Source organism: Sorangium sp. So ce1153, from assembly GCF_051521595.1.
In the GTDB taxonomy this organism is placed as follows: Bacteria; Myxococcota_A; Polyangia; order Polyangiales; family Polyangiaceae; genus Sorangium.
In genome coordinates this window covers 322,977-345,221 of sequence record NZ_CP150361.1, presented here as the reverse complement: position 1 = coordinate 345,221, position 22,245 = coordinate 322,977, and the positions used below count along the sequence as shown (strand labels likewise).

Here is a 22,245-nt window from a genome sequence, read left to right as displayed (position 1 = left end):
TGGCGTATCACTGCTGGGTCTGAAGCCTTCGGGTGAGCATGTACATGAAGTCGCCCTGCCCCTCGTCATTGAAGAAGGCGCCGCTCTCGTCTTTCGCCTTGAGCGGCGCACGAAGGTGACACTGCACGCACCCGCGCCCATCCTCTCTCTTGGGGATTTGCTGGTAGGTCTCGAGCAGCGTGTTCTGGGAGTAGGACGGGACGTACTGCCACTTGTCCCCTAGCCTGACGGCTGACTGCACGGCGACGAGCTTGTAATACTGCGCCGGTGATCCCGGGGCCTGGGCGTGGAGGAGCGCGCGCACCTTGCAGTTGAAATCCACGGTCTCGGGCCGGATCGGGACCTCCCGCACGACCTGGGTGGCCTTGTGGCCCTGGCCCAGGCGCGGGTTCTTGCTCTCAGGATCGTTCTTTGGACAGTCCTCCTGCTCGCATTGTTTGTCATGGAAGAGCGGCTCCGCGAGCGGCGGCGGCGCCGGCGGCGGGCATGCGGGCTCTCCCGTGTCGTCCACGCTGTCGATGTGCTCGAGGGTGATCCACACCCACTTGGAGTCGATGAAGGACAGCTTGTACCCGATGTGCATGCCCACCAGCCCGAACTCGCGCTGCTCCGGGGAGCCCGGCATCTCGGCCGCTCGCCGGAAGAACCGCTCCCGGTGATCCTGCGCGCCCAGCGACTTCCAGGCGAGCTTGATGACCGTGGAGCCCAGCCTCTTCTCACCTGTGTTGGCCACCCCCCACGGGAACAGGAGGCGGCTGACCGCTGCGCTCTGTCCCTCCGCCGTGTAGAGGCTGCTGTCCCGTATCGCGTCACGCGCGATCTGGTTCATCTGGGTCTCGAAGCCTACCAGCTGGCCTCGTTGATCCCAGAGCCGACGCGTGTCCGCCTGCCTGTCCGAGAGGATGTGGCGCTCTTCCGGCACGCCTCCGTTCACCTTGAAGACGTCGTCCGTCGTGGCCCACCCGTACCAGCGCGGAGCGCCCGGGCCCGCGAGGCTCTTCGCGAAGCGCAGGTGGTCCCCGTCCTGCTCGACCGGCCAGCTCAGCGCGATGAACATCTGCCAGCCGAACGCGTCGAGCTGGCGAACCGCCTGGTCCAGCTTGCCGTCAACGATGTTCGCCTTGAGGCTCTTGTTGACGTCGAGGGGGAGACAGGGCGTGAGCTTGTCGGGCAGAACCGCGCCTTCCATCAGCGCGTCGACGAATTTCGGTGGATCATTGTCATACCCAGGACAATAGAGGTGGACCTCGCTCTCGGGGACAAGCACCACCGCCGCGGGACGCGAGAGGGCCACGCACCACACGATGATGCCGATCAGGAGAATGAGAGGAGCGGAATAGAATTTCTTCAGGTTGTCAAGCATATTGTCACAGGAGTGAGAGGTGGAGCATGAAACCCAGGTAGGCCTTGGCTTCGAGTGGCTCCGGAGGGCGATGGACGATCTTCATGTCGATCCAGCGGCTGAGGCGCACCGCCCGGGCGTACCCGGGGATCACCTCGCGCTTCGAGCCGGGCCATGAGATCAACGCGTCTCGTTTCTCCGGTGTGCAAATGCCATGCTCGACGCAGCGGTCGATCAGGGCGCGCCGGTCGGGGTCGGCGCCGCGCCTCGACGCGAACTCGAGCCCGAGCCGCGGAAGCAAGCTCTCCCCGATCGTCAGGTCGACGCGGAACGCGTCGGGCCCCGCGCCGAGCGTGTCGATCAATGAGGCCGCCTCGGCGAGGGAGCCTGGCCAGCGGATCGCGCCGAGGTACTCGAGCACCTGCTCCCTGCCCATCGCCGCGAAGAGCTTCAACACCGTGGGGCGGCGCGTCACCATGAAGCCCAGGTGGACGACCCGCCCGCCCGCCGGCAACGCTTCGAAGCAGCGATGAAGGTCGGCGCGCGCCGCGGGCGCGAGAGGCTCGCTCGACAGCGCCGAGAGCGCCGCCTGGAGGGACGGCGCGCAGTCGGCGAGGCCGTGGCCAATCGCGTCCGGCGAGGCCGAGCCCTTCGGCAGCGAAGGATCGACGCACAGGAGCACCGAGGGCATGAGACGACCGCGGGTGATCTCGGCGCTGTCGAGCTCGAGCCACATCACCGGGACCCGGGCATGCAGCGGCGACGCCGGATCCGTCCAGACGCGCGTGAGCTCCTGGACGCGGCCCCAGATCGCGGCCTCCTCTCCCGAAGACCGCAGGCCTGCTGGCCTGGCCGCCAGGAGGATCGGGCCCTCCGCCGCCATCACGGAGGCGCCGAGGTCGACCTCGGCTGCGTCGGGGCCGAGGCGGCACTCGAGGTACGCGCACGAGACGGCTGGCGGGAGGCGCCGCGCCGCTCCGAGGACGCTCTCCCAGGCGCCCGGCGTGACGAGCGCCCCCGGGACATGAGATCGAATCCGATCGAAGGTCTGTTCAAGCGGCCAGATCATAGTAAACCAAGCGCGAGGCCTCCCCGCGCCTCCTCACCAGGCAGGGTCGTAGTTGTCAGCGAGCTTCTTGAGGAGAGCCGCGTGCTCGTCTGGATCGAGGCCGACCTGCGTGAACATCTTCCGGAGCGCGTCCTCCTGTTCAGCGCGCGATGACCCCTTGAAGTACTCCGCGTCGGCGATCGCGGTCCCCTCGGCCTTGCTGAGCCCATATTCCTTCAGCACGGCGCCCGGGTTGCTGTGGAACCGCTTCGTGAACTCTCGGTCATCGACGCGGCCGAGAAACTCGATGAGTCGTGCGGACGGGATCGGTTTGGTCATGTTGCCTCCTCAAGCGACACGTTAAGGCGAGGGGGCTCGCCTCGCGTCGTTCTCTGTTCAGCGAACGTGGGCTCTCACGCGCGCCACCCCCGGCGCCGCCGGGGGCGACTGGCGTCGAAGTCGCCCGCCGTGCGCGTCGTGAGCCCTTCCAGACGCGCCGCGAGGGCGCGCCGCCTGCCTGTGTGGCCGATGCTGCTGGCCCACGCGGCAGGTCTTCGTTTACCCGACACGAAGCTGCCATTGCAGCGAGCATGCCAGTGACACACCGACCACCGAGGTGGTGCAGAGCACCAGAAATCGTACATGCCGGACGATCCAGCAGCGGCCGTTTGCCGACCGGCAACTTCTTGCCGGCAAGACTTTGCCGGTGGCCTCAGGCTGGCAACATCGTCAAAGCAATGACGTACGTGCCGGCTGCCTTCACGTGGCTGGCTTCGTCACGCCAAGCACCTTCATGCGGTACGACAGAGTGCGCACCGGGATCCCGAGCCGCTTCGCGGCCTCCGTCCGGCTCCACCCCGCGGCCTCCAGCGTGTCGCGGAGGATCTTCGCCTCATATTGCTGCACCTTCCCCCGCACCGGCGTGTCCTCGAGCTCGGAGGGCTGCGTCGAGGGCGGCAGTGATGGCGGCAGTGATGGCGGCGGCGATGGCGGAGGGGCGCCCACCACGCCTTCGGGATACGTGCGTTCAGGATCCGACGCTCGCGCAGGCTCGGAGGCGCCCTCGCCCTGGGCCCGAGCCGCCCGCACCGGCGCCGGCAAGTCCTCCGGCTGCACGAGCGCGGCCCGCGTCACCACCACCGCGCGCTCCATCGCGTTGCGAAGCTCGCGCACGTTGCCGGGCCAGTTGTAGAGCTGCAAGAGCTCCATCGCTTCTCTGGCGATGCCTTGCACGTGCCGGCCGTTGGCCTGGTTCGCCATGCGCAAGAAGCGCCACGCGAGCGGCTCTATCTCGTCCTTGCGCTCGCGCAGCGGGGGGATGTCGATCACCACGCCCCCGAGCCGATAATAGAGGTCGGCCCGGAACGCGCCCGACTCGCTCATCGCCTCGAGGTCGCGGTGCGTCGCCGCCACGATGCGCACGTCGGTCTCGATCTCGCGCGGCGAGCCGACCCGGCTGAAGCTGCCTGTCTCGAGCACCCGCAGCAAGGCCGCCTGCGCGGCCGGGGGCAGCTCACCGATCTCGTCGAGAAAGACCGTCCCCCCGTTCGCGTCCTCGAAGACGCCCTTCTGCTGCTGCTGCGCGCCCGTGAATGCGCCGCGCTCGTGCCCGAAGAGCGTGCTTTCCACGAGATCCTTCGGGATGGCGCCGCAATTGACGCGCACCATGCGCCGCGCCTTGCGCGAGCCCCAATCGTGAATGAGGCGCGCCAGCACCTCCTTGCCCGTGCCCGTCTCGCCGTGCAAGACGACAGGAATCCGAGAAGCGGCCACGCGCTCGATCGTCGCGAGCAGCCCGCTCATCGCGGCCCCCGCAATGAGCGCCCCGCCGCCGGTCCTCTCGACCGCCCAGGACGAACTCGCGACGAGCTCGACGGGCTGCGCGCGCGAGGTCCGGCGCGCGGCGTCGCGCGCGCGCTCGACGAGCTCCTCCGCCGTGCTACCGGCGTCCGGATGGACAGCGCCGCCGACGAGGAGGCAGACGCCTTGCTCGGCCGGGGCCGCAATGGCGCGGGCCATGCTGCCAGCCTCGTCCGCCCCCGTCTCCGGCAGGAGCACCTGCGCCGCGTCCTGACCATAGAGCGCGATGCGGTCGACCGGGCGCAAACGCGCGCGCAGCACCTCGAGCCACAGCCTGTGGTCCGGCCCCGCCGATACAGCTTGCTCGGCGCGCACGAAGAGGAGCGCGAAGGGCCGGCGGAACTGCTCGGCCCGCGCGAGCTCCTCGTCGATGTGGCGCCGGAGCCTGTCCTCGCCCTCGATGCCGAGCGGCCCGCCTGCGGTTCCGAGCGCCTCAATGCGCACGAGGACGCCGCCGAGGACCACCTCGTCGCCGATCTCGAGCTCGGCTTCCTTCACGCGGCGGCCCGCGATGCGCGTGCCGTTGCGGGATCCGAGGTCCTCGACACGCACGCGCCCGGCGGCGAGCGAGAAGCGCGCGTGCTCGCGCGATAGCGTCGGATCCTCGATACGCAGGCTCGCAGGTGCAGTGCGCCCGATTGTCACGGGCGCGTCCGGCGCGAGGAGCGCGCTCTGCACGCCTCCCTGGTGCTGCACGAGGAGCGCGACGCTGCGTCCGGCGTCGGTGAGCAGCGGGGACGCAAGACGATCTGCGAGCGTCTGCGTTTCACGGAACCGCTGCGGTTTCGATTGCTCGTCGGACATGCTGTCTCAAGCCCACCTCTACCAGAGTGCAGGGCGCTCGACCACGACGGGCAGCGCTCAGCGGGCACGTGAGGGACCGTGCCTCGTTGACGGAGAAGGTCGCCCTCCGGTAACATCCCACCATGGCTCCTCCCGAGCGCCTCATCGCCAACAGGTACGAGCTCCAGGCGGCGATCGGAGAGGGCGCCATGGGCCACATCTGGAAGGCGCTCGACCGGCACCTGCGGCGTCCGGTGGCGCTGAAGCTCATGGCCCCCGAGCACACCGCCTCCTCCACGGCGCGCACCCGCTTCGAGCTGGAGGCGATGGCGGTCGCCAGGCTCTGCAATCAGCACGTGGTGCAGATCCACGACTATGGGTTCGATGAGGGCGCCCCCTACATCGTGATGGAGCTGCTTCAGGGCGAGGACCTCGAGGCCCGGCTCGGTCGAGCCGGGCGCCTGCCGCTCTCAGCCGTCATCTCGATCGTCAACCAGGCGAGCCGGGGCCTCGCGGCCGCGCACGGCGTCGGCATCGTACACCGCGATCTCAAGCCGGCGAACCTCTTTCTCGCCCGCACCGACGCTGGCGAGGTGGTCAAGATCCTCGATTTCGGCGTTGCATCGATGCTCGGAAATGACACCACGTCTTCCGAGGCGCTCGTCGGAACACCGCTCTACATGAGCCCGGAGCAGGTCCGCTGCTCGCAGATCGACCACCGCAGCGACCTCTGGTCGCTCGCCGTCGTCGCCTACCACGCGCTCACGAGCGAACCTCCGTTTCAGGCGCAACAGCTGTTGTCGATGATCATGAACATCGCCATCGCTCCATTCCCGGCCCCATCGACCCTCGTGCCGGAGCTCTCGCCCGAGGTCGACAGGTTCTTCGAGCGAGCTCTGGCGAAGAACCCGGCCCAGCGCTTCTCGTCCGCGCGCGAGATGGCCGCCGCCTTCGCCGCGCTGGCCGAGCCGAAGGAACGTGGCACGGCGAAGATCCTCGTGATCGACGACGAGCCGGACGTGCCGCTGCTCGTCCGGCAGCGCTTTCGCCAGCAGATCCGCAAATCAGTGTACGACTTCGTCTTCGCCACCGACGGAGAGACAGCTCTCGAGCAGCTCCGCAAGCACCCCGACATCGATGTAGTCCTGTCCGATATCTGCATGCCCGGCATGGACGGGCTCACTTTCCTTTCACGCGTCGCCGAGATCAACCCGATGGTGCAGACGGTGATGGTCTCCGCGTACGGCGACATGACGAACATCCGCACCGCCATGAACCGCGGCGCGTTCGATTTCCTCGTCAAGCCGATCGATTTCGAGGACCTCGAGGTCACGATTCAGAAGTCTCTCCGGCGCGTGCTCGAACTGCGCAAGAGCGCGCGCTCGACCGAGGAGAACGACGCGCTGCGGATGTTCGTGAGCCCGAGCCTCGTCCAGAGGATCCGCAGCGCCGCGCCGGACGCTGGGCGAAGCGAAGAGTGGCAGGGGACAGTGGCGTTCCTCGATATCGCCGGCTTCCGCGCGGCCGCAGGTGAGGCACCGCCCGAGGACGCGCTCCGGACGCTCAATGCCAATTTCGAGGTGATGGTCCCCGAGATCAACGTGCGGGGCGGCGTCGTGGAGAAGTTCCTCGGTGACGCGGTGATGGCCATCTTCCGTGGCGAGGGGCACCTCGCGCGCGCGCTCGAGGCCTGCGTCGCGGTGCGCGACCAGCTCCACGCCCTCGCGCTGCGCACCGGGGAAGGGTCGCCCTTCACCCACGGCGTCTCGATCGGGGTCGACACGGGCCCGATGATCTCGGGCGAGATCGGCTCAAGGGCCTTCGGGCGGCTCGATTACACGGTCCTCGGCGAGATCGTGGGGACCGCGGCTCATCTGGAGTTGCTCGCTCGAAAAGACCAGATCCTCGTCACCGGCCGTGTCGCGGAGGGCGCAAACGAGGACTTCGAGATCGAAGCCCTGGAGAGCCGGAGCTTGCCCCAGGGCGGCGCGCCCATCGCTGTCTTCGAGCTCGTACGACGGAGGTTCCCCCAGGCGGTCGCGCCGAGCACCTCGACCGCGCACATGACGACGGTCACCTACGAGGAGCAGGACGCCGGCAGTGCTGGTCAACCTGCGCCAGCCTGACGGGGCTCGCTCCGGCCGGGCATGGTCATGCGGAGACGCAGGCCGGTCGCGGAGGAGGCCCGCGTGCCAGAGCACGCGCCCCGTCGACCGCGACACGCGCAACGCGGGCGCCGGGAGCGTCGGTGGGAGATGGCGCGAGTGAGACCTCAGAACCTCGCGCCGAGCGCAGCGGCGGCGCCCCCGGGCAAGGGGACGACGCGCACCGCGGCGGCGGCGGCGGGCGCGTCGGGGCCGGCGCGGCCGAGGAGGAGCGCGGCCACGGCGCCGCCGAGGGCCGCCACGCCGACGCCGAAGGCGATGTTGGCGCCGACGATCTTGGTCCGGACGGCGTCGACGTCGGCCTCGGCGCAGCGCGGCGCGCAGGTCGTCCGCAGGCGGTCGGCGTCGGCGCGCGCGCTCAGGCCGAGCGCCGCGTAGGCGACGCCCCCGGCGGCGGCGACGCCGCCGAGCGCGATGGGCAGGAGGAGCGCGCTCGCGGGCGGCGACGAGGCCTGGTCCTCGCGGGGCGTGAGCGCGCCGCCTCCCGGGGCGCCCGCGCCTCCTCCTTGCGTGCCCGCGCCTCCTCCCGGCCCGGCGGACCGGACCAGGCGGGTCGAGACGCGGCGCAGCTTCTCCCCCTCGCGCACCACGAGCCGCAGCGCGACGGGCGCGCTGCCCGCGCGCTCGAAGCGGAGCACGTGCTCGCCCGGGTCGACCTCGACGGCCTTGCCGTCCAGCCGCGCGGCGAGGGGCGCGCCGTCGACGGTCACCTGCACGTCGGCCACGTCCTGTCCCTGCTCGTCCTCCGCGCTCAGGATCAGCGTCGGCACGCGCGCCGTGACGTCGGAGAGCCAGCCTGCGCAGTCCGACCGGACGAGCGCGGGGCAGGCGGCGCTGCCGCAGGAGATGAAGCGCGCGCGCGCCTCGCGCAGCCGGCCCTCGTCGCGCAGGCGCTGGCCCTCCTCGGAGGCCGTGAAGCACGCCTCCACGTCGCCGGCGTGCACGGGGGCGGGCAGGAGGGACGCGAAGGCCGAGACGGCGAGGGCGGCGAAGAGGGAACGGCGAGAGGTGCGCTGGTTCATCCGGCCTCCGTCAGAAGCATTCGCGCTTGTAGCGCTTGTGGCCCTGTCCATCGATGACGAACGGCGGATTGCACCCGCCGCGCGCGGGCTCGCGGCGCGGCTGCCGGCGCGCGCCGGAGCCGGCGGCTGCCGCGGCCGGCGCAGCGGCCGTAGTCGATGCGGCGGGCGTGGCCGACGCAGCGGGCGCAGCGAGCGTGGCCGGCGCGGCGAGCATCGTCGGCGCGGCGCTGGCAGCGCCTGGCGCGCCTGACGCCGCAGGCTCAGTCGCGACCGACCGCGCCACGGGCCGCGCGCGCGCCGCGGCGGCCACGCCGGCCCGCGCGCGCACCAGCGCCGGCGCCTCGGCGCGCGCGAGGCCGACCGCAGCGGCCGCGATCGCGAGCAGCGCGCCCGTCGCCGCGACCGCCGCCCAGAGCTGCCGGCTCGCTGCCTGCCGCGTGCCCGCGGCAGCCTCCCCCGCCTGCCGCGGGCCCGCGGCGGCCTCCCCCGCCGGCCCCGTCCCGAGACCCAGCGCGGCGACCGGCACCGCCGCCCCCACCTCGCCCGCCGCCCCCGGGATGACCGCCCCCGGGATCGCCACCCCCGCCTCGAGCGCCACCCCCGACATCGCCCTCCCCGCCTCGAGCGCCACCCCTGGCTCGATCGCGGCGATCAGCGCCGCGCGCCGGGCCAGCGACTCGCCCGCGAACAGGGCCACCCAGGCGCCCACCTCCGACGTCGACGCGGCCATGCCCGTCGCCTCCAGCGCGAGCGCCATGGCGCGCGCGGTCGGGTACCGGTCCTCCGGCTCGCGCGCGAGCGCGCGCAGCGTGATCGCCTCGAGCTCCGGCGGCACCCCGGACCGGCGGGCGCTCGGCGGATCCACGCCCGCCTGCAGCAGCCGCAGGATGGAGAGCGCCTCGCCCCGCCCCTCGAAGAGGCGCTCGCCCGTCAACGTCTCCCACAGCACCACCCCGGCCGCGTACACGTCCGCGCGCCGGTCGAGCGGCTCGCCCGCGATCTGCTCGGGCGACATGTACGCGATCTTCCCCTTCAGCTGCCCGTCGCGCGTGATCTGCGCGCGGCCCGCGGACTTGGCCACGCCGAAGTCGAGCACGCGCGCCACCCCGTCCTCGCCGACGAGCACGTTGTGCGGCGACACGTCGCGGTGCACGAGGTGGAGCGGGGCGCCGTCCTCGGCGGTCGCCTCGTGCGCCGCGTGCAGGCCGTGCAGCGCGCCGGCGAGCACCGCGCAGGCGACGCGCGGCGGGGGCGCGCCGCCGTCGCGCGTGGCCGCGCGGAGCAGGCGCGCCAGCGACTCGCCGTGCACGTACTCCATGACCAGCAGCACCTCGCCGCCGCTCGACACGACGTCGACCGTCGCGACGACGTTCGGGTGCCGGATGCGGGCCGCCACCCGCGCCTCGTCGAGGAGCATGGCGACGAGCTCGGGGTCCCGGACGAACTGCGGGTAGAGCCGCTTGATCGCGACGGTCCGCCGGAACCCGGCCGAGCCGAGCTGGCGCCCGAGGTGCACCGTCGCCATGCCGCCAGCCCCGATCTCGTCGAAGAGCAGGTAGCGGACGACAGCCAACGCGCCGCCCTGGCTCCGGGCCTGCAACATCGGGGCGAAGATACCATGGCCGAGGCGCGGGCCGCGGCGGCATGTCAGGGCGATCGCCGGGCGCGCAGGATCTGGAAGTACCGCCGCGCGATGCCCGACGCGGCCGCCGCGCTCCGGACATTGCCCCCGTGCTGCGCGAGGACGCGCTGCACGTAGCGCCGCTCGAAGTGCTCGACGATTCGCTCTCTCGCGCGCGCGAGGGGCAGGTCGAGCGCGAGGATCTCCTCGATGATGTCGTCGGATGTCGCAGGCTCGGCGCCTCCGCAGGCCCCCGCGGGCCCGGCGGACGACGGGGGCACGGGCGTGGGCGGCTGCGCAGCGGGCGAGGCGAGCCCGGGCTGCGACGTCGGCGCGGGCCCCGGCGCCGGCTGCGGCGTCGACGCGGGCCCAGGCGCCGGCCGCGGCGTCGACGCGGGCCCCGGCGCCGCCAGCGCCTGCGGCGTCGCCAGCGCCTGCGGCGTCGCCAGCGCCTGCGGCGTCGACGCGGGACCGGGCGTCGAGAGCGGCGCGCCCGCGGAGGACAGCCCGGCCCTCGTCGTCTCGATCGGCGCGGCCTCGCCGAGCGCCACGCGGCGCGCCACGGCGTTGTAGAGCTCGCGCACGTTGCCCGGCCAGTCGTAGTCCTCCAGCCGCTCGCTGAACCCCTGGGGGAAGGGCGCGCCGCGGCCCGCGAGCTGCCGCCAGAAATGGTGCGCGAGCACGGTGACGTCGCCCCGCCGCTTGCGCAGCGGCGGCAGCTCGATCCGCGCCACCGCGAGCCGGAAGAACAGGTCGTCGCGGAACCGGCCCGCCTGGATCTCGCGCTCGAGATCGCGCCGGGTCGCGGCGAGCACCCGGATGTCGACGCGGACCCACCGGTTCGAGCCGACGCGCTGCACCTCCGAGCGCTGGATGGCGCGGAGGAGCTTGGCCTGCAGGCCGAGATCGAGGTCGCCGATCTCGTCGAGCAGCAGCGTGCCGCCGTGCGCCTCCTCGAAGACGCCGCGGCGCGCCTCGCTCGCGCCGGTGAAGGCGCCGCGCTCGTGCCCGAAGAGCGCCGACTCCACGAGCGTCGGCGGCACCGCGGTGCAGTCGAAGACGACGAAAGGCCCGGCGGCCCGCGGCCCCTGCTCGTGGATCGCCTCCGCGAGCACCTCCTTGCCGGTCCCCGTCTCGCCCTCGATGACGACCGGCACGCTCGAGCTCGCGAGGCGCTCGCACAGCGGGTAGAGGCGGCGCATCTCCTCGCTGGCCCCGACGAGCTTGCCGAAGCGCACCGCGCGCGACAGCTCGACCGCCTGCGTGACGCCGAGCGCCTCGACGCGGAGCACCGTCTCGCCCATCCTGACGAGCTCGCTGCCCTGGAGGTACGCGTCGCCGACGCGGATCCCCTGCACGAAGGTGCCGTTGGTCGAGCCGAGGTCGGTCACGCGCAGGCGCGCGCCGGCGAGCTCGAAGGCGGCGTGGCGGCGCGACACGAGCCGGTCGGTGAGGGCGATGTCGCAGGCGGGGCTGGTGCCCGCGAGCACGCGCGAGGGCAGGCCTGGCGCCACGGTGAACCGGCGGCCCTCGTCGGGGCCCGCCATGACAGAGAGGGCGAAGCTCTCGGCGGCCTCCGCGGTCGGGCGCACCGGCCCGGGCACGAGCTCGGTGGAGGCGGCGTCGTCGTCGTTCCACGGGGGCATGCCCCTCCATCTCAGCAGGCATCCGCGCCGGCGTCACGCGGCGCCGCGGCGCGCATCGGGCCGCGACGGGCGGCGCCGCGTGACGCCGGCCTCGGCGTGGCTGCGCGCGCGCCGGCGGGGCTGGCTCTTCCCGGGCTACCTCGGGGTTGACGAACACCGTTCGTGACGAATACTGTTCTCGCGATGGGTGCTCGAAATCCGTTCCAGGCGCGGGAGGTCACGAGCCGTCGCGGGGGCCCCGCGAAGCAGCCGCTGAGCCGCGATGCCATCGTGACCGAGGCGCTCGAGCTGCTCACGCGCGAGGGGCTCGAGGGAATGAGCCTCCGCAAGGTCGCGGCGGCGCTCGACACCGGCCCGGCCTCCCTCTACGCCTACGTCGAGAACCTGCAAGAGCTGCGGGCGCTCGTCTGCGATCGCGCGCTCGCCGGCGTGGACACGGCGAGCGCGCGCGCGCCAGCGCCAGGGGACGGCTGGCAACACCGCCTCATCGCTCTCCTGAGGTCGTATCTGCAGGTCCTGGCGCACAGCCCGGGGCTGGCTCAGCTCGCGATGAGCACCGTCGCGGCCGGCCCGAACGCGCTGCGCATCATCGAGGCGCTCCTCTCGCTCCTCGAGGAAGCTCGGGTGGATCGGGCGACCGCGGCCTGGGCCGTCGACCTGCTCCTCCTGTACGTGACCGCGCTGGCCGCGGAGCAGAGCCAGCGCCGTGACCAGCCCGATCCCCTCGGGCCGATCGCGCGCGTCATCGGCGCTGTCTCTCCGCAGGAGCACCCGCACACCCACGCGGCACGCGACGACCTCCTTTCGGGGGGTCCAGAGCGCATCACGTGGGCTCTCCAGGTGCTCCTGAAAGGGATCCTGCAGACTCCCCGCCACTCCGTCACCACCGACGACAGCGGCGCGGCTGCCAGGCTGAGCAAGCCGAGAAAGCCTGCCCGTGGCCGCTGAACCGTAAACGCCGGCCGCGGCGCGCCTCTCGCAGGGCGCCGGGCGCGAGCCCGTCGCCCCGGAACAGGCACCCCTCGGTCTCGCGATGAACGAACACCGTTCGTAACGAACGTCATTCGCCGCTATCCAGCCGACCGCTTCGCGAGGGGCGGATGGCTCGGCGGCGCCACGAGCTCCGGATTCCTCATCACCCAGCATCCGTTGAAAGGACACCCTCATGACAGCCGCAACGAATCGTCGCATTGCCATCATCGGAAGCGGTCCGGGCGGCCTCACCGCCGCGCGCGTGCTGCAGCGCCACGGGGTCGCCGTCACCGTGTACGAGCGCGACGCGGCCGCCGACGCGCGCGCGCAGGGCGGCACGCTCGACATGCAAGCGCCCACCGGCCAGGTGGCCCTGGCCGCGGCCGGCCTGCTGGAGAAGTTCCTCGCGATCGCCCGGCCCGAGGGCCAGTCCATACGCCTCGTCGACAAGGCCGGCCACATCCTCTTCGACAGGCCGGCAGCGCCGGACGACATGTACAATCCGGAGATCGATCGCGGGGACCTGCGTCAGCTGCTGCTCGACTCGCTCGAGCCCGGCACCGTCCGTTACGGCAAGGCGTTCGAGGAGGCCGTCCCGCTCGGACACGGGCAGCACGAGGTGCGTTTCCGCGACGGCAGCAGCACCACCGTCGACCTGCTCATCGGCGCCGACGGCGCCCGCTCGAGGGTCCGTCCCCTCGTGTCGCCGGCGACGCCCGCGTACGAGGGCGTGATGTTCGTCGAGATCGACATCCGCGACGTCGACCGCGCCCACCCGGAGATCGCAGACCTCGTGGGCAGCGGGTCGTGCTTCGCGCTGTCCGACGACAAGGGTCTCCTCGCGCACCGCCTCGGCCGCAACAACATCAACGTCTACGTCGCCTTCCGCGCCGAGCTCGACTGGGCCAGTCGACTCGGCCTGAGCCTCGCGGACGCCGCCGGCGTGCGACGGACGCTCCTCGGCATGTTCGCCGGCTGGGCACCGGCGTGGCAGGCGCTGCTCGTCGCCTGCGAGGACACCTTCATCTGCCGCCCCATGTTCGCGCTGCCGGTGCCCCACGCCTGGACGACCGTCCACGGCGTCACCCTGCTCGGCGACGCGGCGCACCTCATGTCGCCGTTCTCCGGACAGGGCGCGAACCTGGCCATGCTCGACGGCGCCGACCTCGCGCAGGCGATCGTCGCGTCGCGCGACCTCCTGGCCGCGGTGGAGGCCTACGAGTCCATCATGCTCCCGCGCGGCGCGGTGGCCGCCGCGGAAGCTCATGAGGGGTTGCACGTCGCCATCGCGCCAGGCGAGCCCAGCCGTGTGCTGGAGCACTGGGCCCGGCAGATGGGGCCCGAGGCGGCCCCGGCGCTCGCGGCGGCGAGCTGACGCTCGGTCGGCCGAACGGGGCTCGAGCGCGAGCAGTCGTTCGACCTGGTGGGCGCATGTCCAGAGCAGCGGACTCTGGCACTCGCGCTCTCGTCTCTCATCGATCCATCACCCCCCATCCGTTCGGTCCGAGCCCATCATTCTGCGCAGAGCGGACCGACAGCGGGCTCTGCCACCCTCGGAGCGCACCGCGGCGTCTCGAGGCGTGCGTATGCGGACACCGCTTCCGGATGGCCAGCGCGGCTGCATCGGCTCGCTCACGGCTCTCCCGAGGGTAGCCGCCGGGCCAAGGATAGAGCATCCTCTGTTCAATGTCTGTCTCGTTGCAGCGGCACGCGCCGGCCGAGCCCGGGATGAAGGAATCGCTTCGGGCGAGCGAGGAGCGCTTCCGTCTGCTCGTCGAGACGATCCAGGACTACGCCATCTTCATCCTCGACGCCGGAGGCCATGTGGCCACCTGGAACGCGGGGGCGGAGCGGATCAAGGGGTACAAGGCCGAGGAGATCATCGGCCGTCACTTCTCGACGTTCTACCCGCCCGCGGACGTCGCCGCGGGGAAGTGCGACCGCGAGATCGAGGAGGCGATCCGGTTCGGGCGGGTGGAGGACGAGGGGTGGCGCGTACGCAAGGACGGCTCGCTGTTCTGGGCAAGCGTCGTGATCACGGCGCTGCGGGACCGCGAGGGGACCCTGCTCGGCTTCGGGAAAGTCACGCGGGATCTGACGGAGCGCCGGCGCGCAGAGGAGGCGCTCCGGCGGAGCGAGGAGCGCTTCCGGCTGCTCGTCGAGAGCGTGAAGGACTACGCGATCTTCATGCTCGATCCGCAGGGCGTCATCACGACGTGGAACCGCGGGGCGCAGGAGCTCAAGGGCTACAGCGCCGAGGAGATCCTCGGCCAGCACTTCTCGCGCTTCTACCCGGAGCACGACGTCCGCGCCGGCAAGTGCGACTGGGAGCTCGCGATCGCCGCCCGCGACGGGCGGGTGACCGACGAGGGGTGGCGCATCCGCAAGGACGGCACGCGGTTCTGGGCGCACGTCGTCATCACGGCGCTCCGCGGCCCCGGGGGGGAGCTCGTGGGCTTCGCGAAGGTCACGCGGGACCTCACCGAGCGGCGCCAGGCCGAGGAGGAGCGCATCCGCCTCGCGCAGGCGCAGGAGGCGAACCGCATGAAGGACGAGTTCCTCGCGACGGTCTCGCACGAGCTCCGGACGCCGCTCAACGCGATCCTCGGGTGGTCGTCGGTCCTCTGCGACAGCGTCACCGACCCCGAGATCGCGAAGGCGTTCGAGACGATCCGGCGAAACGCGCAGGCGCAGGCCAGGATCGTGGAGGACGTGCTCGACGTCTCGCGCATCGTCACCGGCAAGATGCACATCGAGACCAGGCCGACGAACTTCGCGGCCATCGTGGCCGACGCGCTCGAGGTCGTCCGCCCCGCCGCGGACGCGAAGGGCATCGAGCTCTCCGTGCAGGGCGCCGAGCGCTCCCTCTCGCTCGTGGGGGACGCGGCGCGGCTCCAGCAGGTCGTGTGGAACCTCCTGTCCAACGCGGTGAAGTTCACCGACAGGGGGGGACACGTCCGCGTGAACCTCGAGCAGGCCGGGGCGAGCGTCCACCTCGCCGTGCACGACGACGGGCGCGGGATCGATCCCGCGGTGATCTCCCACGTGTTCGAGCGGTTCTGGCAGGCCGACAGCTCGATCACCCGCAGGTTCGGCGGCCTGGGGCTCGGGCTGGCGATCGTCCGCCACATCGTCGAGCTCCACGGCGGCACCGTCTCGGCCCACAGCGCCGGGCTGGACCAGGGGACGAGCTTCTTCGTCACGCTGCCCGTGCGGGCGGTGACCCCCCTCCCCGAGCAGGAGCCGGATAGACGCCCCGCGGCGGCACCCGGGGAGCGGACGAGGGCGCGGCTCGACGGCCTCCGCGTGCTCGTCGTCGACGACGAGCCGGACGCGCGCGAGCTCATCAGCGCCGTGCTCTCCGAGCGAGGGGCGGAGGTGCGCGTCGCGAGCTCCGCGCTGGAGGCGCGCGGCGCGCTCGCCACGGCGAGGCCGCACGTCATCGTGGGCGACATCGGCATGGCCGACGAGGACGGCTATGCGTTCATCCGGAGCCTGCGGGCGACGGCGCGGGACGGCGGGGGCGCGACGCCCGCGGTCGCCTTGACGGCGTACACGAGCGACACGAGCCAGCGGCTCGCCCTGGAGGCAGGGTACGACGAGCACCTCGCGAAGCCGGTCAACCCGGAGGACCTGGTGCGGGTCGTCCGGAAGCTCGGACATCGAGGGCGCTGACCCGGGACTCGCCCCTTCACGCCGGGAGCAGCACGGAGAGGAAGCGCCCTCGGCGCCGGTGAGCTCCCGGGCGGCCCGGGCCGCGATTCGCAGGATGCTCTGGAGATCGCGCGCGCGCCATAGCTCCTGAACGACGCGGAGTAGGCGATCCGCCGCGTGACTTTCCCCGATGCTCGGATCCTGACCGCCACGGAAACGGCGTCCTCGCTCGGCGCTGGCGCGCTCCGCGCTGGTAAGCCGATGAGGGATGAGCCTCGGCGGCGCAGGCGGCGCGATTCATTGAACGGGCTTTATCCTTGGAGGCCCTCACAGGCCGTGTTATCGTGCGAGTCAATCCCGCGTGACCCGGAAGTCCGCGCGGAGATTTGCGCCGTCGCGCCGGATTCGCGCCTGACGTCATCGTGGCCCTGGGGGCGTGCGCGCCACGCGCGGCGGAGAAAGGAACGCTCCATGCACAGGTCCTTTGCATTCGTGCTCGCTGGCACAGCGCTTCTCGGGATCTCGCCGCCGGTTCACGCGAAGCGGCCCGTCCTCGTCGAGGGGGCGCGGCTACACGGCTCCAACGGCGTCAATGTGGGGCCGGATGGCCGGCTGTACGTCGCGAGCTTTCTCGGCAATGAAATCGCCGTCGTGAACCGCAAGAGCGGGGCCATCGTGCGCCGGATCGAGACGCCGGAAGGGCTTGATGGCCCGGACGACCTCACGTTCGGTCCGGATGGCTCGCTCTACTACACCTCGCTCATCCCCGGGAACGTCGTGCGGCGCTCGCGGTCGGGCCACATCACCCAGCAGCACGTCGCGCCAGGGGTCAACCCCATCACGTTCTCGGATACGGGGCGGCTCTTCGTGGCCCTCGACTTCTTCGGTGACGCGCTGTACGAGCTCGATCCGGAGCTGTCGGATCCACCGCGCCTCATCGCGAGCAACCTCGGCTTCCTGAACGGCATGGACTGGGGCCCCGACGGCAGGTTGTACGGGCCGATCTGGACGCAAGGCAGGGTGGTCAGCATCGATGTGGACTCCTGCACCGGCGCGGTCGATCCGGAGGCGGAGTGCGACATCCAGACGGTGGCGGACGGCTTCTTCATCCCCGCGGCCGTCAAGTTCGACAGCTGCGGGCGGCTCCACGCGGTCGATCAGAACGGCGAGGTGGTGCGGATCGACGTCGCGACCGGCGACCGGGAGGTGATCGCGGAGCTCCCTGTCGGCCTCGACAACCTCGCCTTCGACGCGCAGGACAACCTCTATGTGACGAGCGCCGCGGACGGCTTCGTCGTCCGGATCGCGCCGCGGGGGCGGGCGCGCACGCTCCTCCCGGGCGGCCTGATCCTGCCCGGCGGCGTGGCCGTGCTGAGCGAAGGAGGGGTCGAGTCGGTCTATGTCGCCGACACGGCCTCGCTGCGGAGCTTCGACGGAGACACGGGCGATGCGCTCGACGTCGTGCCGTCGTTCCTTGGCGTCACCGATCTGCACGGGCCCGCCACGGTATCGGCGGACGGCTCGTCGCTGATCCTCAGCTCGTGGTTCGCCAGCGTGGTCCAGGTCTACGATCCGGCGGCGGACGTGGTCCTCGAGAGCTACAGCGACTTCGTCTCGCCGCTCAACGCGGTCCGGTTCCAGGGAGATCTCGTGGTGTCCGAGCTCGGCGCGGGGCCAGGCGACGGGCGCGTCGTCCGCCAGACCAGCGGCGGTCACGTGACGCTCGCGCCGATGGCCGTGCCCTCGGGCCTCGCCGTGTCGGGCGGCGACCTCTGGGCCGCCGACTGGGCCACGGGCGCGGTCCTTCAGGTGGTCTCCGGCGGCGTGACGCTCTCTCCACCGCTCGAGGTGGTCGCCGGCCTGGACCAGCCGGAGGGGATGGCTGTCGATCTGGACGGCACCCTGCTCGTCGTGGAGAGCGGGAGGCGCCGGCTCCTGCGCGTCGATCCGTCGACGGGCCACACCTCGGTCGTGGCGAGGCACCTCGAGGTGGGGCTCGACGCGGTCACCGGGACGGTGCCGACCTTTGCGATGAGCAGCGTCGCCGTGGGCCCGTCGGGCGCGCTCTACGTCACGGGCGACGAGGGCAACGTCCTCTATCGGTTCTGAGCGCCGGCGGCGGGCGGGCCTGCGGGCGACTCCTGCGCTGGCTTGCCGGATGAATCCATGCCGCGCACCGCGCGGAAGGCGTCGGCGGTGGCCGACGTGTTCTGGGTCGTCACGATCTGGAGCCGGCTCCCCTCGCGCCGCGCCACGTGCACCAGGATGCCCTGCATGTCGGGCACCGGCTGGCCGTCGGGCGTGAGGACGCCCTTCAGCTCCCACGCCCAGCGGACCACCGCGATCTCCGGCGTCACGAAGCGCGTCTCGACACGCACGCTGGTGAGGCGGCTTTGCCGGAAGACGGTCTCGTGAATGCCGACATGGTTCTTCCGGATCTCCGCCCGCCCATGCCACCACATCCCGAAGATGTTCACGAAATCGGCGTCCTCGGCTTGCAGGGCAGCGAACGCATCCATGTCGTGCCGGTTCCAGGCGTCGCAGAAGGCGGCGGCGAGCTGCTCTCCTTGCGCCTGCTGCTCGCGCGCGTCGGGCGCCGCCGTCATCGCCGCCGGGGGCGCTGCTGGCGCGGCGGGCGGCGGCGACGCGGGGGCGCACGCGAGGAAAAGGAGCGGCAGAGCAGCGGTGGCGAGGGCTCGATGCATGGGCGCCATTACATCGAGTCGGCGCGGGGCGTCAACTGCACCGGCGGCGGCTCGTCCTTGACAGCCTCGGATCGTTTTGTCGTCTGGAGGCCGGTGCTCGAGCAGAGCAGTGGCGAGCCGAGCATCACGGCGCGGTTCGTCCGAGGCGCGGGCGCCCCGGGCTCAGTTGGGCGGCGGGATGAAGAGCCCCGGGCAGGGCTCGTCGCCGAAGACCCTGAGCCCGTTCTGGTACATGGTGATCTTCGGGTTGGGCGCCCAGTTCCAGTTGATCCCACCGTAGGAGTAGTCGTTCGACTCGGTGAAATCGAGCCAGCTCGAGGCGTGGAACGCGAAGCGGAACTGGTCGGTGGTGGCCCCGGACGACACGAGGAGGAACGGGAACGTCACGTCCATGTAGTGGGTCGCGTTCGCGCACCCGCCGCCGGGCACCTCGGCGAACCTCACCTGGAACGTGGTCGAGCAGCCCCAGCACTCTGCCGCGAGCGTGCCGGGCGGCTCCTTGGTGAAGTAATACCGCACGACCGTGCCCGAGAGGATCTCGGTGTTCGGCCCGTTGTTGCGCACCTGGATGCCTGGCGTCACCCAGTTCGATTGCGGCGTGTGCTCGTCGTACAGCACCTCGAACCGGCAGTCCGCCGGGCAGGACGAGACGCTCTCGCCGCTGCTGCAGATGCCGTCGCCGCAGGAGCAGTCGCTCGGGCACGAGGCCGGGCTCTCGAGCGGGCCGCAGGCGCTGTCCCCGCACGAGCACATGTCGGACGGGAGGTACTTGCACATGCCCTGGAGGGCGCGGAAGGCATAGGTCACGTCCTCGCCGCGGCAATCGTCTTCCTCGTCGCACACGAGGGGACGCTGGCAGTCGCCGTCCGGCGCGAAGTCGTCCTCGCCGCGCACGAGGATGCCGACGAGCTCCTTCGTGGCGAGGTCGAACACGCCCGAGCCAGAGTTGCCGACGAACGTGTCCAGGTCGGCGACGAAGAAGTCGTTGTCCACGTCGTTGCTGAGGATCTCGGCCCCGTCGGCGATCTTGAGCGGGAGCCCGCGGGGGAAGCCGTGCACCACGAGGTCGGTCCCGGGGGGCAGCGGCGTGCTCGCGACGCGCACCGTGGCGGGCGTGCGTCCCACGACCGGCCTGTCGAGGCGCACGACCGAGTAGTCCGCGCCGTTGACGTCGCGGTACCAGGTCACGACGTCCGCGCAGCTGTAGACGTCGTCGCTCGTGATCTGGCCGAGCTGGCCGGAGGGCGTCATCCTGTAGTCGAAGACGTAGCGGTTGTCGCCGCAGGCGCCGACGCAATGCCCGGCCGTCAGCACGAGGTCGGGGGCGATCAGCGTGCCGCTGCAGTCGGCGCGCGCGGGCTGCGTGGCGAAGCGCTCGTCGGGGCACACGTCGTCGCGGTCGATCCACGACCCCCCGGCGATCTGGATGTCGTTCGGGTCCGAGTCGTCGATCGCCGAGGCGGCGATCAGCGCCACGGTGAAGTCCACCGCGCGCTGGGCCCAGACGGGATCCGAGTAGGTGAAGGGCTCCTCCCGGTCGTCATCGCCATAGATGACCTCGGACCGAGCCTGGCCGGCGTCCTCGCGCTCGACGGCGGTCGTCGAGCACGCGGCGGCGGCCCCCACGAGTGCAAGGCCTGTACATGCGAGAAGTCGGAATAGCTTCATGTGAGCTCCCAAGTTGAAAAGACACAAGGATATCCGGGCGAGCCCTCACCGTGGCTGACCGTGCGTCGCTCGCGGGCGCCGGGACGGCCGGACGCGCCGCGGCTCGGCGCGGGTCGAGCCGGCAGGTATCGCCGCCAGCCGCCCGGCGGCTCGCGCCCGCGGCGACGCAGCGCAGGGATTAAAGGTGGAATCCGAGCGATTACATCAATGGTTGATCACGAGCGTGAGCACGAAACCGACGACTGACGAATACTGATGGCTCCCATCTCCAAGCAACACGTTCGAGGTGTTCAGGGAGGGTCTTTGGTTCGCTGGACAGCGCACGTCCAATTCTTACGCAGCATGGAGTCCATGCATCCCGTGCATCGCAGTCGCCGCCTGGCGACGGCATGGTGCCTGGGAGCATCCCTGCTCAGCGGCGGCCTCGCCGTCTGCCGCGGCTCCGGCAGCGCGACGACGAGCTGAGCAGCGGCGCCGCCGCGCCCGCGCGTCATCGCCACGAGCGCGGCCCGGCGCTCACCAGCCGGGATCGAGCGCCGGCTCGACCGGCACGAACGGGCCGACCTCACCGAAATCCCCGCCGTGGCGGAAACAGGCGCCCGAGCCGTCGGTGCGCACGCCGCAAAGGACGTCGTGTCCGCCTTCGATGAACGTGAAGCGCCCGGCGTCGATCGGTACCGGCATGTCGGCGCCGTCGTAGCGCCTGCAAGCGAGGGCCCCCTCGGCGTCGATCGCGCACACCGCTCCGTCGGTGGCGGTGACGGAGCGGTACGGCCCGCCCGAGAACTCGGGATACCCGGGCCCGGCGCAGGCCGTGATGCCGGTGTTGCCGCAAGCGAACTCCGGCTCGAAGCACTCGACGCCGCCGGCTTTCGTGAGCGCGCAGAAGATGCGGACGCTGAACGCCACTTCGGTGAACTCACCGGGGATCGTCTCACCGCCGAACAGTTGCCACAGGCTCCCGTCCGGGCGCACGCCGGCGCCGAGCCCCTCGAAGACGCAGAAGGCTTGCGTGAACGAGCCCTCCACCTGCCTCACCATCGTGGGCCCCGTGCCGTCGTCCGGCACGTTCGGCGCGCGATCGAGCAGCACCGCGAACGACCCGTCCACGAACAGCGGGCACACGCCCTTGTAGCCCCACATGTTCGTCGCTCGAAAGGAGGCGGCCGGTGGCAGCCCGTCAGGCAGGAGCGTCCCCGCGGCGAGCAGCCGACCGTCCTCGGTGAGCCCGATCAGCCCCTGTCGCGTGAGCTGGACCCGCCGGTAGCGCTCGGCCGGCAGCGCGCCGCCCGGATCGTCGCCCCAGCAACGATAGCTGCCGTCGGCCTTCGTCACACAATAGCTGCCGACGTCGTCGTCGACCGCGACGTTTCGCGCGCAGACGAAATCCGAGACGCTCCAGTCGCCGCCGCTCGTGCAGGTCTCGCGCCGGCCGCTCGCGTTGCAGCGCGCCTCCCCCGCCGTGCAGGCCGTGACCGCGGCGCCCCCCTGCCCCGTGACGGCGCTCCCACCCGCGCCGTCGGCCATTCCTGCGCCGTCCTGCGTCGTCCACTTCCCGCCGCAGCTCACGGCGAGCATCGAGGCGCCCACTGCCACGAGCCGCGCCGCCCTCCACCCGAACGCCATGACATGAAGTATACCCAGGCGCTCCGCGCTCCACACGCACAATCGGTGGTCAACCGCTGCCGCTGGCCGCGATTCGAGGGGTGAGGATCTCCGCATCTGCGCAGGTGGCCAGCCCGCGGGCCACGCCTCGTCC

15 protein-coding genes are annotated in these 22,245 nt (G+C 71.5%); 5 read left to right on the top strand and 10 right to left on the bottom strand.

Annotated features, from left to right (window positions below; translation table 11 throughout):
* Nucleotides 1-7 precede the first annotated feature (7 nt).
* The 4 genes from WME85_RS01205 to WME85_RS01190 form a co-directional block, all read right to left on the bottom strand.
* Complete coding sequence (locus WME85_RS01205; RefSeq protein ID WP_437834432.1) at nt 8-1,363, bottom strand: hypothetical protein; 1,356 nt, start codon at nt 1,361-1,363, stop codon at nt 8-10.
* A gap of 4 nt (nt 1,364-1,367) precedes the next feature.
* Nucleotides 1,368-2,411 carry a hypothetical protein gene (locus tag WME85_RS01200; protein WP_437834429.1) on the bottom strand — a complete coding sequence of 348 codons (1,044 nt, stop codon included), beginning with the start codon at nt 2,409-2,411 and terminating at the stop codon, nt 1,368-1,370.
* 33 nt (nt 2,412-2,444) lie between these two features.
* A complete protein-coding gene (locus WME85_RS01195; protein ID WP_437834426.1) occupies nt 2,445-2,729 on the bottom strand; it encodes a hypothetical protein in 285 nt (94 codons plus the stop codon).
* Between the two features lie 420 nt (nt 2,730-3,149).
* Nucleotides 3,150-5,054 carry a sigma 54-interacting transcriptional regulator gene (locus tag WME85_RS01190; protein ID WP_437834423.1) on the bottom strand — a complete coding sequence of 635 codons (1,905 nt, stop codon included), beginning with the start codon at nt 5,052-5,054 and terminating at the stop codon, nt 3,150-3,152.
* Between the two features lie 122 nt (nt 5,055-5,176).
* Between WME85_RS01190 and WME85_RS01185 the strand changes: the two genes are divergently transcribed.
* Nucleotides 5,177-7,159 (top strand): protein kinase domain-containing protein, encoded by a 1,983-nt coding sequence (locus WME85_RS01185; protein ID WP_437834420.1) that lies wholly within the window; start codon nt 5,177-5,179, stop codon nt 7,157-7,159.
* A gap of 146 nt (nt 7,160-7,305) precedes the next feature.
* On the opposite strand, the gene WME85_RS01180 is transcribed toward WME85_RS01185, so the two are convergent.
* From WME85_RS01180 to WME85_RS01170, 3 genes are read right to left on the bottom strand one after another with little or no spacing between them, the layout of a single operon-like run.
* Entirely contained in the window at nt 7,306-8,220 is a 915-nt protein-coding gene (locus WME85_RS01180) for a hypothetical protein (protein WP_437834417.1), read from the bottom strand.
* A gap of 10 nt (nt 8,221-8,230) precedes the next feature.
* Complete coding sequence (locus WME85_RS01175) at nt 8,231-9,823, bottom strand: serine/threonine-protein kinase (RefSeq protein ID WP_437834414.1); 1,593 nt, start codon at nt 9,821-9,823, stop codon at nt 8,231-8,233.
* Between the two features lie 44 nt (nt 9,824-9,867).
* The gene (locus WME85_RS01170) at nt 9,868-11,487 is read right to left on the bottom strand and encodes a sigma 54-interacting transcriptional regulator (protein WP_437834411.1); all 1,620 of its coding nucleotides are present in this window, start codon (nt 11,485-11,487) and stop codon (nt 9,868-9,870) included.
* Nucleotides 11,488-11,670: 183 nt separating this feature from the next.
* Between WME85_RS01170 and WME85_RS01165 the strand changes: the two genes are divergently transcribed.
* The 4 genes from WME85_RS01165 to WME85_RS01150 all read left to right on the top strand — a co-directional run bounded on the left by WME85_RS01165 (nt 11,671) and on the right by WME85_RS01150 (nt 18,222).
* Nucleotides 11,671-12,435: a TetR/AcrR family transcriptional regulator gene (locus WME85_RS01165; RefSeq protein WP_437834408.1), complete on the top strand. Its 765-nt coding sequence runs from the start codon at nt 11,671-11,673 to the stop codon at nt 12,433-12,435.
* A 217-nt stretch (nt 12,436-12,652) separates the two neighbouring features.
* Nucleotides 12,653-13,834: an FAD-dependent oxidoreductase gene (locus WME85_RS01160; protein ID WP_437834406.1), complete on the top strand. Its 1,182-nt coding sequence runs from the start codon at nt 12,653-12,655 to the stop codon at nt 13,832-13,834.
* Nucleotides 13,835-14,187: 353 nt separating this feature from the next.
* A complete protein-coding gene (locus WME85_RS01155) occupies nt 14,188-16,134 on the top strand; it encodes a hybrid sensor histidine kinase/response regulator (protein ID WP_437834403.1) in 1,947 nt (648 codons plus the stop codon).
* A 450-nt stretch (nt 16,135-16,584) separates the two neighbouring features.
* Nucleotides 16,585-18,222, top strand: a complete 1,638-nt coding sequence (locus WME85_RS01150; protein WP_437834400.1) for a hypothetical protein — start codon at nt 16,585-16,587, stop codon at nt 18,220-18,222.
* On the opposite strand, the gene WME85_RS01145 is transcribed toward WME85_RS01150, so the two are convergent.
* The 3 genes from WME85_RS01145 to WME85_RS01135 form a co-directional block, all read right to left on the bottom strand.
* Nucleotides 18,210-18,818, bottom strand: a complete 609-nt coding sequence (locus WME85_RS01145) for a YybH family protein (RefSeq protein WP_437834398.1) — start codon at nt 18,816-18,818, stop codon at nt 18,210-18,212. The genes WME85_RS01150 and WME85_RS01145 overlap by 13 nt on opposite strands.
* A gap of 162 nt (nt 18,819-18,980) precedes the next feature.
* Nucleotides 18,981-20,486, bottom strand: a complete 1,506-nt coding sequence (locus WME85_RS01140) for a trypsin-like peptidase domain-containing protein (protein ID WP_437834395.1) — start codon at nt 20,484-20,486, stop codon at nt 18,981-18,983.
* A gap of 516 nt (nt 20,487-21,002) precedes the next feature.
* Nucleotides 21,003-22,112: a hypothetical protein gene (locus tag WME85_RS01135; protein WP_437834392.1), complete on the bottom strand. Its 1,110-nt coding sequence runs from the start codon at nt 22,110-22,112 to the stop codon at nt 21,003-21,005.
* Nucleotides 22,113-22,245: the final 133 nt, after the last annotated feature.

Bases quoted from the DNA above. Each gene is read 5' to 3' on its own strand.
- WME85_RS01145 (WP_437834398.1), bottom strand. From the start codon at position 18,818: ATGCATCGAGCCCTCGCCACCGCTGCTCTGCCGCTCCTTTTCCTCGCG.
- WME85_RS01190 (WP_437834423.1), bottom strand. From the start codon at position 5,054: ATGTCCGACGAGCAATCGAAACCGCAGCGGTTCCGTGAAACGCAGACG.
- WME85_RS01195 (WP_437834426.1), bottom strand. From the start codon at position 2,729: ATGACCAAACCGATCCCGTCCGCACGACTCATCGAGTTTCTCGGCCGC.
- WME85_RS01185 (WP_437834420.1), top strand. From the start codon at position 5,177: ATGGCTCCTCCCGAGCGCCTCATCGCCAACAGGTACGAGCTCCAGGCG.
- WME85_RS01155 (WP_437834403.1), top strand. From the start codon at position 14,188: ATGAAGGAATCGCTTCGGGCGAGCGAGGAGCGCTTCCGTCTGCTCGTC.
- WME85_RS01200 (WP_437834429.1), bottom strand. From the start codon at position 2,411: ATGATCTGGCCGCTTGAACAGACCTTCGATCGGATTCGATCTCATGTC.
- WME85_RS01205 (WP_437834432.1), bottom strand. From the start codon at position 1,363: ATGCTTGACAACCTGAAGAAATTCTATTCCGCTCCTCTCATTCTCCTG.
- WME85_RS01140 (WP_437834395.1), bottom strand. From the start codon at position 20,486: ATGAAGCTATTCCGACTTCTCGCATGTACAGGCCTTGCACTCGTGGGG.
- WME85_RS01150 (WP_437834400.1), top strand. From the start codon at position 16,585: ATGCACAGGTCCTTTGCATTCGTGCTCGCTGGCACAGCGCTTCTCGGG.
- WME85_RS01170 (WP_437834411.1), bottom strand. From the start codon at position 11,487: ATGCCCCCGTGGAACGACGACGACGCCGCCTCCACCGAGCTCGTGCCC.
- WME85_RS01160 (WP_437834406.1), top strand. From the start codon at position 12,653: ATGACAGCCGCAACGAATCGTCGCATTGCCATCATCGGAAGCGGTCCG.
- WME85_RS01175 (WP_437834414.1), bottom strand. From the start codon at position 9,823: ATGTTGCAGGCCCGGAGCCAGGGCGGCGCGTTGGCTGTCGTCCGCTAC.
- WME85_RS01165 (WP_437834408.1), top strand. From the start codon at position 11,671: ATGGGTGCTCGAAATCCGTTCCAGGCGCGGGAGGTCACGAGCCGTCGC.
- WME85_RS01135 (WP_437834392.1), bottom strand. From the start codon at position 22,112: ATGGCGTTCGGGTGGAGGGCGGCGCGGCTCGTGGCAGTGGGCGCCTCG.
- WME85_RS01180 (WP_437834417.1), bottom strand. From the start codon at position 8,220: ATGAACCAGCGCACCTCTCGCCGTTCCCTCTTCGCCGCCCTCGCCGTC.